11 protein-coding genes and 1 tRNA gene are annotated in these 13,009 nt (G+C 27.4%); 11 read left to right on the top strand and 1 reads right to left on the bottom strand.

Annotated features, from left to right (window positions below; all coding sequences use genetic code 11):
- The first annotated feature begins 101 nt into the window (after nucleotides 1–101).
- Nucleotides 102–1,796 carry a phospho-sugar mutase gene (locus VJI95_RS01510; RefSeq protein ID WP_324010190.1) on the top strand — a complete coding sequence of 565 codons (1,695 nt, stop codon included), beginning with the start codon at nucleotides 102–104 and terminating at the stop codon, nucleotides 1,794–1,796.
- Nucleotides 1,797–1,923: 127 nt separating this feature from the next.
- Here VJI95_RS01510 and VJI95_RS01505 read toward each other — a convergent pair.
- Nucleotides 1,924–2,010: transfer RNA gene (locus VJI95_RS01505), tRNA-Leu, on the bottom strand.
- A gap of 196 nt (nucleotides 2,011–2,206) precedes the next feature.
- Here VJI95_RS01505 and upp point away from each other — a divergent pair.
- The 10 genes from upp to yihA all read left to right on the top strand — a co-directional run bounded on the left by upp (nucleotide 2,207) and on the right by yihA (nucleotide 13,001).
- Nucleotides 2,207–2,836, top strand: a complete 630-nt coding sequence (gene upp / locus VJI95_RS01500) for a uracil phosphoribosyltransferase (RefSeq protein ID WP_324009988.1) — start codon at nucleotides 2,207–2,209, stop codon at nucleotides 2,834–2,836.
- A gap of 588 nt (nucleotides 2,837–3,424) precedes the next feature.
- The gene (locus VJI95_RS01495; RefSeq protein WP_324009986.1) at nucleotides 3,425–4,153 is read left to right on the top strand and encodes a hypothetical protein; all 729 of its coding nucleotides are present in this window, start codon (nucleotides 3,425–3,427) and stop codon (nucleotides 4,151–4,153) included.
- Nucleotides 4,154–4,210: 57 nt separating this feature from the next.
- Entirely contained in the window at nucleotides 4,211–4,942 is a 732-nt protein-coding gene (locus VJI95_RS01490; RefSeq protein WP_324009984.1) for a hypothetical protein, read from the top strand.
- A 96-nt stretch (nucleotides 4,943–5,038) separates the two neighbouring features.
- The gene (locus VJI95_RS01485; protein ID WP_324009983.1) at nucleotides 5,039–5,863 is read left to right on the top strand and encodes a hypothetical protein; all 825 of its coding nucleotides are present in this window, start codon (nucleotides 5,039–5,041) and stop codon (nucleotides 5,861–5,863) included.
- 96 nt (nucleotides 5,864–5,959) lie between these two features.
- Nucleotides 5,960–6,688, top strand: coding sequence for a hypothetical protein (locus VJI95_RS01480; protein ID WP_324000381.1), 729 nt, complete (start codon nucleotides 5,960–5,962; stop codon nucleotides 6,686–6,688).
- A 167-nt stretch (nucleotides 6,689–6,855) separates the two neighbouring features.
- A complete protein-coding gene (gene tig, locus VJI95_RS01475; RefSeq protein WP_324000383.1) occupies nucleotides 6,856–8,181 on the top strand; it encodes a trigger factor in 1,326 nt (441 codons plus the stop codon).
- 56 nt (nucleotides 8,182–8,237) lie between these two features.
- Entirely contained in the window at nucleotides 8,238–8,816 is a 579-nt protein-coding gene (clpP, locus tag VJI95_RS01470) for an ATP-dependent Clp endopeptidase proteolytic subunit ClpP (RefSeq protein ID WP_324000385.1), read from the top strand.
- Nucleotides 8,817–8,826: 10 nt separating this feature from the next.
- Nucleotides 8,827–10,050 carry an ATP-dependent Clp protease ATP-binding subunit ClpX gene (gene clpX, locus VJI95_RS01465; protein WP_324000386.1) on the top strand — a complete coding sequence of 408 codons (1,224 nt, stop codon included), beginning with the start codon at nucleotides 8,827–8,829 and terminating at the stop codon, nucleotides 10,048–10,050.
- Nucleotides 10,051–10,063: 13 nt separating this feature from the next.
- Entirely contained in the window at nucleotides 10,064–12,412 is a 2,349-nt protein-coding gene (gene lon, locus VJI95_RS01460; RefSeq protein ID WP_324009981.1) for an endopeptidase La, read from the top strand.
- Nucleotide 12,413: 1 nt separating this feature from the next.
- Nucleotides 12,414–13,001: a ribosome biogenesis GTP-binding protein YihA/YsxC gene (gene yihA, locus VJI95_RS01455; protein ID WP_324009980.1), complete on the top strand. Its 588-nt coding sequence runs from the start codon at nucleotides 12,414–12,416 to the stop codon at nucleotides 12,999–13,001.
- Nucleotides 13,002–13,009: the final 8 nt, after the last annotated feature.

Below are 13,009 nucleotides of genomic sequence, written 5' to 3'. Positions count from 1 at the left end.
CCATAAATTTATCATTTAAAATAGCTTTAAATTGAAACTGTTGAAATAAAATATCTTTTGATGTAAAATATAATAGAATATATAATTAGGAGGATTTTATGATAGATTATAAAAAAGTTTATGAAGAATGGTTAAATAATAAATTTTTTGATGAAGAAACAAAAAATGATTTACTTTCAATAAAAGATAATGAAGAAGAAATTAAAGATAGATTTTATAAAGTTTTGGAATTTGGAACAGCAGGCCTTCGTGGGAAACTTGGAGCAGGAACAAATAGAATGAATAAGTATATGGTTTCAAAGGCTGCTCAAGCTCTTGCGAATACTATTATTGATCATGGTCAAGAAGCTATTGATAGAGGAGTTGCTTTAAGTTACGATGTAAGATATGGCTCAAAAGAATTTGCAGAACTTACTTGTTCAATAATGGCAGGAAATGGAATTAAATCATATATTTATAAGGGAATTAGACCTACTCCAATGTGTTCTTATGCAATTAGAAAATTAAATTGTATAGCAGGGGTAATGGTTACTGCAAGTCATAATCCTCAAGCTTATAATGGATATAAAGCATATTGGAAAGAGGGATCTCAAATACTTGATGATATAGCAAATCAAATTTCAGCCTACATGGATAAAATTGAAAAGTTTGAAGATGTTAAACAAATTCCTTTTGAGGATGCTCTAAAGAGCGGAATTGCAAAATATATTGATGATTCAGTAGATGAGGATTACCAAAAAGAAGTTTTAAATTTAACTATAAATGACGAAAATATAGATAAAGATATTAAGGTTGTTTACACTCCTTTAAATGGTGTTGGAAATTTACCAGTTAGAGGAGTTTTAAAAAGGAGAGGATTTAATAATATTTTTGTCGTAAAAGAACAAGAAATGCCGGATCCAGAATTTACAACTGTTGGATATCCAAATCCGGAAGTTCCTAAGGCTTTTCTATATTCTGAAAAATTAGGTAAAGAAGTTGGAGCTGATATTTTAATTGCAACTGATCCGGATTGTGATAGAGTTGCCCTTGAAGTTAGAGATAAAAATGGAGAATATGTATTTTTAAATGGTAACAGAATAGGAGCTCTATTATCATATTATATTTTCTCACAAAGATATGCACTTAATAATTTACCTGAAAATCCTGTTTTAGTAAAATCTATTGTAACTGGAGATTTATCTAGAGTGATAGCAAAAAAATATGGAATAGAAACAGTTGAAACTTTAACAGGTTTTAAAAATATATGTGGTAAGACAAATGAATATGATGTAACTAAAGAAAAAAATTATGTTTTTGGATATGAAGAAAGTATTGGCTTTTGTTATGGTACATTTATAAGAGATAAAGATGCTGTCGGGGCTTCAATGATGGTTGTAGAAATGACTGCATACTATAAAAAACAAGGAAAGAGTCTATTAGATGTATTAAATGATATTTATCAAGAATTCGGATATTACAATGAAAGACAAATTTCTCTTGAACTTGAAGGAATTGAAGGGCAACAAAGAATCGGAAGAATGATGGAAGACTTTAGAAAAAATCCTATTAAAGAAATGAGAGATATTTCTTTAAAAGAAATAATTGATTTTAAGGATGGATATTTAGATTTTCCAAAACAAAATTGCCTAAAATATTATTTGAATGATGAATCTTGGTATGCTTTAAGACCATCAGGAACAGAACCTAAGATTAAATTATATATTTATACAATAGGAAAAACTGAGCAAGAAAGTATTGATAAATTAGACTTAATCGAAAAAGAATGTAGAGAAAAAATGAATAATGGAAAATAAATTAAAGGAAGGTATGTTAATTCATGCCTTTTTTCATAAAAAACTATATTAATATAAAAAGTAGAGTCGAAACACTCTACTTTTAATGAACTAAATTAATTTCAATAATTTTTTTAAATAATAGAAATGGTGCCGGCAGTGGGACTCGAACCCACACACCCTTGCGGATAACAGATTTTGAGTCTGTCTCGTCTGCCAGTTCCGACACGCCGGCAAATTTAATTACTGGAATAGTATAACATAAAAGTAAAAACATTTCAATATTTTTGATGAAAATTTTTTGTGAAAAATATTAGAAATATTTTATCAATATAACAAATAGACTTTACTAATTAAAAAAATTTTTGTATAATAGTAAAAATTAATTTAATAGAATAAAAAATTTTTGCATAATTGTAGGAGGTAATAATATGTCAAAATTAACAGTATTCGATCATCCGGTTATTTCTCACAAGTTGGGATATTTAAGGGATAAAAGAACCGGAGGGAAAGATTTTAGAGCTTTGGTAAATGAAATTTCAATGCTTATGGCTTATGAAGTTACAAGAGATTTAAAAACTGATGAAGTAGAAATTGAAACACCATTACAAAAAACAAAGGTTAAGAGACTATCCGGGAAGAAGTTAGGAGTAGTACCCATTTTAAGGGCGGGACTTGGAATGGTTGAAGGAATGTTAAATATTCTTCCTGCTGTAAAAGTTGGACATATTGGATTATATCGTGATCCTGAAACTTTACAACCTGTTGAATATTATTGTAAATTACCTGTAGATGCCGAAGAAAGAGACTTTTTAGTTCTTGATCCAATGCTTGCTACTGGTGGTTCAGCATCTGATGCAATTAAACTTTTAAAACAAAAGGGTTGTAAAAATATTAAATTAGTTTGTATAATTGCGGCTCCTGAAGGAGTTAAGGCTGTTCAAAAAAATCATCCTGATGTGGATATTTTCGTAGCTGCATTAGATGAAAAACTAAATGAACATAGCTATATTATTCCTGGACTTGGAGATGCAGGAGATAGGTTATTCGGAACAAAATAATTTATAAAATTTAAAAAGTTGGAGTTTTCTCCAACTTTTTAAATCGCTAAATCTATCTTTTGTCTTGTATTTTACAAATTTTAGTAACCACCATTTGTAGTAGAAAATAGGAATCATTGAAAGAGATGTAACAATATAAATATATCTTGAATTTCTGAACAATAATGCTATAAAAAATATATTATTGAAATAATTAAGTAAAAATTTCCATATTTTTCTATTATATCATCTCTTGTTTTTTCTAAAATTTCATTTTCCTTATAATAAGGAACTTCTTTTACTTTAATTATTTTTTTATAATTAAATACTTTTTTATTAAACCGATAATTTCTATAAACACTAAGAAGTAAGATGTTATTAATTTCCTCCAACTTTTTATATAGTTACAATTCCTTCATTTTCTGTTCTTATTTCAATATATAATTAAAGTGATTTTATCTATATCATTATATATTGATTATTGTGGTTTGCCAGCAAAGAAATAAAAATGTACGATTAGATATAAATTTAGGAATTTATTTAATAAACTTTTTAAAATTTTATAAATATGATATAATTAAGAAAAATATAAAATCGAGGTGATAGGAAATGTTTAAAAATAAAAAATTGTTTATTATAACATTAGTGTTAACCTTATTTATTTTTACAGGTTGTTCTAACAATATGCAAGTCAAGGACTTCTTTGAAAAATCAAAAGAGGCAAGCGATAAAATTCAGTCTTTTATATTGGATACTGAAACTAAAAATGAAATTGATGGGAAAATTAAGTCTCAACTTATTCATGCAGAATTATTAAATAATGCTAATACAAAGAAAATCAAAAAAGGAAAAGGAAGCGTAAAATATAAAGGAGCTAGAGAAAAAGGAGAAGTAGATTGTGATATTGTATTTGTTGGAGATGCAAAAAATACATTAATAACAACTTTCAAAGAAAACGGAAAAAATAAAGAAACAAAGAAAGAAAATTCTAAATACAGAGTAACTCCTGATTATTATGAGTTAATGGATGGAATTTATACTCTTAAAGAAAAAGATTTAATATTAGAAGAAGAAAATGATGAATATCATTTAAAATTAAAAAGTGAAAATAAAAATTTTAAGGTTTTTAATATATTGAAATCACAATATGGATTGGATCTAGGAAATGTTTATGAGGATGAAGTTGATGTAAAGTTTAAAGCTGTATTTGATAAGAAGACATTTTATTTAAAAAGTATAGTTTGGAGTATAGAATATAATGGAAATAAAGGAGCTTTCAAATTAGAAAATACTACAACATATTCTGATTGGGATAATGTAAATTTAGATAAAAAATAAATGGGTACTTTTAAAAATGTGATAATGAACAAAAGTGCAAAATTGAGGTGATGTGAAATGTTTAAAAATAGAAAAATTTTTGTAATAACATTAGTATTGACAATCTTTGTTTTTACAGGTTGTTCAGGAAAAATGAAAGTTAGGGAATTTTTTGAAAAGTCAAAAGAGGCAAATGATAAAATTCATTCATTGGTACTGGATGATGAAACTAAAAATACAACTAAGGAAAGTACAAGTATTCAAACACTTCACGCAGAATTGATAAATAATGTTAATAACAAAAAAATTATCAAAGGAAAGGGATACATTAGATATAAAGGAAAAGTGAATAAAGGAGAGGTAGATTATGATGTTGTATTTGTTGGGGACAGCAAAAAAACATTAATCAAAACTACTAAAGTAGACGGAAAAGAGGAAAAAACTGAAAAACAAGGTTCTGGTTATTATGTAAATCCTGATTATTATAAATTGTTGGATGGAATTTATGCTCTTAAAGAAAAAGATTTAGAATTAGAAGAAAAAAACGATGAGTATCATTTAAACTTAAAAAGTGGAAGTAAAAATTTAAAGGTTTTTGAAATATTGAAATCACAATATAAATTGAACTTAACGACTGTTACTGAATACGAAGTTGATTTAAAATTTGAAGCTGTATTTGATAAGAAGACGTTTTATTTAAAAAGTATAGTTTGGAGTATAGAATATAATGGGAAAAAAGGACCTTTTAAAATAGAAGATACTACAAAATATTCCGAATGGAACAATACAAAAATTGAAGGAACTAAATAGATTAAATATCATAAAATGCTAATCTTTATGAATAGCATTTTTTTATTTTGACAAATATGTTATAATAAATAAAGATTTGTTTTTGGAGGGTAGAAAATGTTTAAGAAGAAAAAACTTTACTTAATAGGATTAATGTCTATAATATTTATTTTTTCAGGTTGTTCGAGTGAATTATCTGAAAAATCAGATGAAAGGAAAACTAGTGAATCATCTGAAAAATCAAATGAAAGGGAAACTAGTGAATCATCTGAAAAATCAAATAAAATTAAAATTAGTGAATTATTTGAAAAAGTAAAAAAGGAAAATAATAATATTGAATCAATAGCATTACTTAATGAGGGAAATAATAAATACAATGGAAAAGAAACACAACAAGTTCTGAAGGCAGAATTGATAAATGACAAGGATACTAAAAAAATCATCAAGGGTAAAGCAAGAGCTAGATATACAGGGTATTCTAATGATGAACAAAGGAATTATGATGCTGAGTTTCTTGGAGATAAGAATAAAACAATGATTATAACTAGAAAAATAAATGGTGTAACTAAAACCGAAAAGCAGAATGGAGTTTATGAAGCACATCCAGATTATTTTAGATTGTTAGATAACATTTATTCTTTTAATGAAGATGACCTAACATTAGAAGAAGTAAACGATGAATACCATTTAAAAATTAAAAATGATGATAATAATAAATCAAAAATTATTAGTTTATTGAAATCTGAATATAATTTGAGCTTGAAAAAAGTTACTGAAAATGAAATTGATATAAAATTTGAAGCTGTGTTTGATAAGAAGACATTTTATTTAAAAAATGTAACTTGGACTTTAGAATATACTGGAAATAAGGGTCCTTTTAAAATAGATAATGTTACGACATATTCAGATTGGAATAATGTAAAATTGGATGAAAATAGATAGACTAAATATCATAAAATGCTAATCTTTATGGATAGCATTTTTTTATTTTGACAAATATGTTATAATAAACAAAAATTTATTTTTGGAGGATAGATAATGTTTAAGAAGAAAAAACTTTTTTTTATTGGACTATTGTTTGTAATAATTACTTTTTCGGGTTGTTCAAATAAGGTTGGAGTTAATGAATTATTTGATAAATTTAAAAATGCAAATAATAATATTGAATCTATATTATTACTTAATGAAATAATTAATGGGGGAAATGGAAGTTCAACTAAACAAATTCTAAAAGGGGAATTAATAAATGATAAAGATTCTAAAAAAATTACCAAAGGAAAAGTAATAGTTAGATATTCAGGGTCTTCAAATATTGAACAAAATAATTATGATGTTGAGTTTGTTGGAGATGAAAGTAAAACAAGTATAATGACTAGAAAAATAAATGGAGTAGATAAAAAAACTGAAAAACAAAATAGTAATTATGATGTGTTTCCAGATTATTTTAGATTGTTAGAAGGTATTTATTCTTTTACTGAGAATGATTTAACATTGGAAGAAGTTAATGATGAATACCATTTAAAAATTAAAAATGATGATAATAATAAATCAAAAATTATTAACATATTGAAAGCTGAGTATAAGTTGAATTTAAAAAAAATTTCTGAAAATGATGTTACAATAACTTTTGAAGCAGTTTTTGACAAAGATACATATTACTTAAAAAATGTGTTTTGGACTTTAGAACATGTCTCAAATAACGAAACAACAAAAATTACTAATACTACAAGTTTTTCAAAATGGAATGATGTAAATTTAGATAAATAGAATTAAAAATGTTGCTCTAGATAGGGTAACATGTTTTTGACAACTCTAGAATAAAATGCTTTAATATTAATTATATGTATTGAAATATATGTTATTTTATGTTATAATCTTGGGGTATGTAAATAGAAAATAATATAATTTTTATATAATGACTAGGAGGAAATTAAATGAATACTAAATTAGTATCAAGAGATGAAAAGAAAGTAGTTTTTACATCAGAAATTAGTCCAGAAGCTTTTCAAGCTTCAATTAATAAAGTTTATAACAAAATGAAATCAAGATTTAACATTCCAGGTTTTAGAAAGGGTAAAGCTCCAAGAAAAATTATTGAATTAAATTATGGAGAAGGCATTTTCTTTGAAGATGCTGTTAATGAATTATTACCTGAGTTATTTGAAGAAGCTATTAAAGAATTGGAAATCGCTAAAGAAATTTGTGGAATGCCTAAAATTGATATTGAAGAATTTGATAAAAACAAAGCTATAATTATTAAATTTGATCAAGAATTAAAGCCTGTTCCTGAATTAGGAGATTATAAAAATCTAGTTGCTGATGATGTTAAAATTGAGGTAACTGATGAAATAGTTGATGAAAGGGTAAATAAAGAACGTGAAAACAATGCAAGAATTGTTTCAATTGAAGATAGACCAATAAAAGATATGGATACTGTTAACATTGATTTTGAAGGAAGTGTTGAAGGAGTTCCATTTGATGGTGGTAAATCCGAAAATTATGATTTAGTTGTAGGTTCTCATACTTTTATTCCAGGTTTTGAAGAACAATTAATTGGTAAAAATATAGGAGATAATGTTGATGTCAATGTTATTTTCCCAGAAGAATATCATTCAGAAGAATTAAAGGGAAAAGAAGCTCTTTTCAAAGTAAAAATAAATTCAATTAAAGAAAAACAACTTCCTGAATTAGATGATGAATTCGCTCAAGATGTTTCAGAGTTTGATACATTAGACGAATATAGAGCAGATATTAAAAAAAATCTTGTTGAATCAGCAGAAAAAAATGCTTTAGTTCAAAAACAAAACAATGCAATTGATGCTCTTATTGAAAGTTCAAATGTAGAAGCTCCAGAATCAATGATAAATGAAGAAGTTGATAAAGCTTTTAGAGATTTTGCAGGTAGAATTAGACAATATAATATGAGTTTAGATAACTATTTCAAAATGTTAAATACTACTGAAGAAGCAGTTAGAGAACAATTAAGACCAGAAGCTACTAAGAGAGCAAATGCTGAACTTGTTATTGACGCTTTTGCAAAATTAGAAAATATTGAAGTATCTGAAGAAGAAATTGATAAAGAAATTGATGAATTCGGAAAGAATATGAAAGTTAAAGATTTTGAAGAATTTAAGAAGGAATTAAAATCAGGAGAAGGTCTGGAAGGCATTACTGCAAGTTTAATTAGAAGAAAAGCGGTTGATCATTTGGTAAGTCTTGTTAAATTCCAAGAACCTAAAAAAGAAACTGTTGAAGAATAATTAGTTAAAATATAGCTTGCGTTTTGCTAAGCTATATTTTTTATTAGGAGGTAGTTATGGCACTTATACCAATGGTAGTTGAACAAACTAATAGAGGTGAAAGGTCTTATGATATTTATTCAAGACTTTTAAAGGAAAGAATTATATTTTTAAGTGGAGAAGTAAATGATCAAATGGCTGATTTGATTGTTGCACAACTTTTGTTTTTAGAATCAGAAGATCCTAAAAAGGATATTCAAATTTATATAAATAGTCCAGGGGGATCAGTTAGTGCAGGACTTGCGATTTATGATACTATGCAATATATTAAACCCGATGTAAGTACTATCTGTATTGGACGTGCTGCAAGTATGGGAGCATTTTTATTGACTTCAGGAGCAAAGGGAAAGAGATTTGCTTTGCCTAATGCAGATATTATGATTCATCAACCACTAGGAGGAACTCAAGGGCAAGCCGAAGATATTAGAATTCAAGCTCAAAAGATTTTGCAAGTTAGAGCAACTCTTAATGAAATTTTAGCAAAGAGAACTGGTCAATCACTTAAAAAAATAGAAAAAGATACGGATAGAGATTTCTATATGACTGCTTATGAAGCAAAAGAATATGGAATAATCGATGAAGTAATAGAAAATTAAGGAGTTAATTTTGGAAAAAAAGATAACAAGATGTTCTTTTTGTGGAAAAGAGGTAGAAGAAGTAGATCAAATAGTTAGTGGAATTAATGCAAATATCTGTAATGAATGTATTGAAATTTGCCATTCCATGATTGAATACCAAGAAAGAACTAAGAAAAAAGAAAGCTTAGAAAAATTACCAACTCCAGTGGAAATAAAGAAAATTTTGGATGAGTATATAATTCAACAAGACAACGCAAAAAAAGCTCTAAGTGTTGCTGTTTATAATCACTATAAAAGAATTAATAGAGATGTTGAAAGCGAAGTTGAAATACAAAAATCTAATATTTTACTTGTTGGACCTACAGGAAGTGGAAAGACACTTTTAGCTCAAACTCTTGCAAAAGTTTTAGATGTTCCATTTGCAATAGCTGATGCAACAACTTTAACTGAAGCGGGTTATGTTGGAGAAGATGTTGAGAATATAATTTTGAAATTAGTTCAAGCAGCAGACTATGATATAGAAAGAGCTGAAAAGGGAATTATATATATAGATGAAATTGATAAAATTACTAGAAAAAGTGAAAATCCATCAATAACTAGAGATGTTAGTGGAGAAGGTGTTCAACAATCACTTTTAAAAATTATAGAAGGAACTATTGCAAATGTTCCTCCTAAAGGTGGAAGAAAACATCCTGATCAACAATATATACAAGTTGATACTACAAATATTTTATTTATTGTAGGTGGAGCTTTTCAAGGTATAGATTCAATTTTAAAAGCCAGGCTCGAAAAGAAATCAATGGGATTTGGTGCAGATGTTAAAATGGAAAAACTTGATGATTTTTCTGAAATAATTAAGAATTTAAGACCTGAAGATTTACTAAAATATGGTTTGATACCTGAGTTTGTAGGTAGAATACCGATGATTGTAACTTTAGAAAGTTTAAATGAAAATTCTTTAATTAGAATTTTAGAAGAACCAAAAAATGCGTTAATTAAACAGTATAAAGAGCTATTATCTATGGATAATATAGAACTTGAGTTTGAAAAAGATGCAATAAAAGAAATTGCAAAGATAGCTCTTGAAAGAAAAACAGGTGCAAGAGGGTTACGTGCTGTTATAGAAAGTGCTCTTTTAGATACAATGTTTACATTGCCATCTGAAAAAAATGTTGAAAAATGTGTAGTTACAAAAGATGTAGTTTTAGGAAAGGCTAATCCCATTTTAACTTATAAAGAAAGTAAAAAATAGAGGAAAAATATTTATGAGCAATATAAATTTTAATATTGAAGAAAAATTAAATAGACCTGTAATCGCACTTAGAGGGCTTTGGATTTATCCTTATTCTGTAGTTCATTTTGATGCCGGAAGAAAAAAGTCAATAGATGCAATAGAGTCTGCATTAAAAAAGGATTCGATTTTAGTTGCTTTTACTCAAAAAGATGTTAGGATGGAAGATCCTAAGGCAGAAGATTTATATGAAATGGGAACTGTTGTTATCGTTAAACAAATTTTAAAGATGAACAATGGAATAACTAGAGTTTTAGCTGAAGGTATTTGTAGATGTAGGGCAAAGAAAATTTATGATGATGGAAAATTTTTAACAGCAGATGTTGAAGAATTCTATTATGATGAAGTTGAAGAAGATGTAGACTCTGAATTGGCAACTTTAAGAAATATGGTTGAAGTTTCATTTGAAGAATATACAGCTAAGAAAAGACATTTAGATGTTGATACGGAAATTAGTGTTCAAAGTTCTTCTAATATGGATAAATTTACAAATAATGTTGCAAGTTATATAATTCGATTATCTGATGATGAACATTATGAAAACTTTAAAATTTTTGATATGAGAGAAAGACTTGAAAAACTTTATGAGATTTTACAAAATTCTATAAAGTTATCATTCCTAGAAGAAAGTATTTCTAGAAAAGTTTCGTCAAGACTAAATAAAAATCAAAGAGAATATTATCTAAGAGAACAACTTAATATAATAAGAGAAGAACTTGGAGATGGAGAAGATTTAAGTTCTGAATTGGATGATTATGCTAGTGCTATAATGAGTTTCGTATTTGATGAAAATATTGAAGAAATGTTATTTAAGGAAATTAGAAAACTTTCCGAAATACCTTCAGGTTCTCCAGAGGGGAATGTGATTAGAAGTTATCTCGATAAAATAGTTGCATTACCTTGGAAAAAATCTAAAAAAGAAAAATTAGATGTAGCTTATACTAGAAAAATTTTAGATAAAGATCATTTCGGACTTAAGGATGTCAAGGATAGAATTATTGAATCAATAGCTTTAAGAAAAATTTCAAATAATCAAAAGGGCTCAATAATTTGCTTGGTTGGACCTCCGGGAGTTGGTAAAACTTCTATTGCAAAATCCATAGCAAAATCTTTGAATAGAGAATTTGTTTCTATGCGTTTGGGTGGGCTTCATGATGAAAGTGAAATAAGAGGTCATAGAAGAACTTATGTTGGAGCAATGCCGGGTAAAATTTTAACTTTATTAGAACAATGTAAAGTTAATAATCCGGTAATGCTACTCGATGAAATTGATAAGATTTCAAATGACTTTCGAGGAGATCCTTCAAGTGCATTGCTTGAAGTTTTAGATCCTGAACAAAATAATAAATTTACAGATAATTATATAAATATTCCTTTTGATCTTTCAAAAGTTATGTTTATAACTACTGCGAATACAACTTCTACAATTCCATCTCCATTACTTGATAGAATGGAAATTATTCCGGTTTCAAGCTATACTTATGATGAAAAAGAAAAGATTGCTATTGATCATTTGATTCCAAAGGCATTTAAAAACTTTTCAATGACTAAGAAAATGCTTGATATAAAAGCTGATGCAGTAAGAGATATCATTCGTTATTATACAAGAGAATCCGGAGTGAGAAATTTAGAAAGAATGATTGAAAAAATAATTAGAAAGGTAGCAGTGATTTTAGTTTCAAAAGAAAGTCAAAAAGTTACAGTTAATTCAAAAAATCTTGTTGATTTCTTAGGAAAGAAAAAATTCCACGATGATATTTTGGAAAAAGAAGATAAGGTTGGACTTGTAAACGGATTGGCTTGGACAGAAGTAGGAGGAGAACTTTTAACAATAGAAACTGATATTGTAAACGGAACAGGAAAAATTCAACTTACTGGACAACTTGGTGATGTTATGAAGGAATCTGCAATGACTGCAATTTCATTTGTTAGAAGTAAAGCTGATAAATTTAATATTAAAGAAGATTTTTATAAGGAAAAAGATATACACATACATGTTCCCGAAGGAGCAGTACCAAAAGACGGTCCATCTGCTGGTATAACAATGACAACAGCAATAGTCAGTGCTCTTACAAATAGGAAAGTCAATAGACAATTTGCAATGACAGGGGAAGTAACTTTAAGAGGAAGAGTTTTAGCAATAGGAGGACTTAAAGAAAAAATCCTTGCAGCAAATAGATATGGAATAAAAAATATAATCATTCCAAAAGAAAATGAAGTTGATATTGATGAAATTCCTGAAGAAATTAGAGAAACATTAAAAATTTATACAGTTTCCGATGTTTGTGAAGTATTAGATTTAGTTTTAGAAAAAGAGGTGTAATGTGAAAATAATCTCAAGTGAATTAGAACAAATAGCTGCGATTATTTCACAGTATCCTGATTCTAATTTAAAAGAAGTTGCCTTTGCCGGCAGGAGTAATGTTGGGAAATCAAGTTTTATAAATGCTTTCATAAACAGGAAAAATTTAGCGAGAACTAGTTCCAAACCTGGAAAAACAAGAACAGTAAATTTTTATAAAATAAATAATTCATTTAGATTAGTAGATTTACCCGGGTATGGATATGCACAAGTTTCTAAAAGTGAAAAAGAAAAATGGGGAGTAATTATTGAAACCTACCTTTCAAACAGAGAAAATTTGTGTGAAGTTATTCTTATTGTAGATATTAGACATGCTCCTAGTAAAGAAGATGTTATGATGTATAACTGGCTTTTAGAATATGGATTTAGTGGTTATGTTATTGCAACGAAAGCTGATAAAATATCTAAGGGACAGTGGAATAGACATTTAAAGGTTGTTAGAGAAACTTTAGGAATAAAAGAAATGAACTTAGTTATTCCATTCAGTTCTGATTCTAAAGCTAATTTAGAGACAGTTCATAACAAAATAGAAGAAATATTAAAGCTGTGATTGTTCAC

Origin of the sequence: Parvimonas sp. C2 (genome assembly GCF_035282405.1) — a bacterium.
In the GTDB taxonomy this organism is placed as follows: domain Bacteria; phylum Bacillota; class Clostridia; order Tissierellales; family Peptoniphilaceae; genus Parvimonas.
The sequence above is the reverse complement of the archived record's forward strand: the minus strand, read 5'-3'. Positions and strand labels throughout refer to the sequence as shown.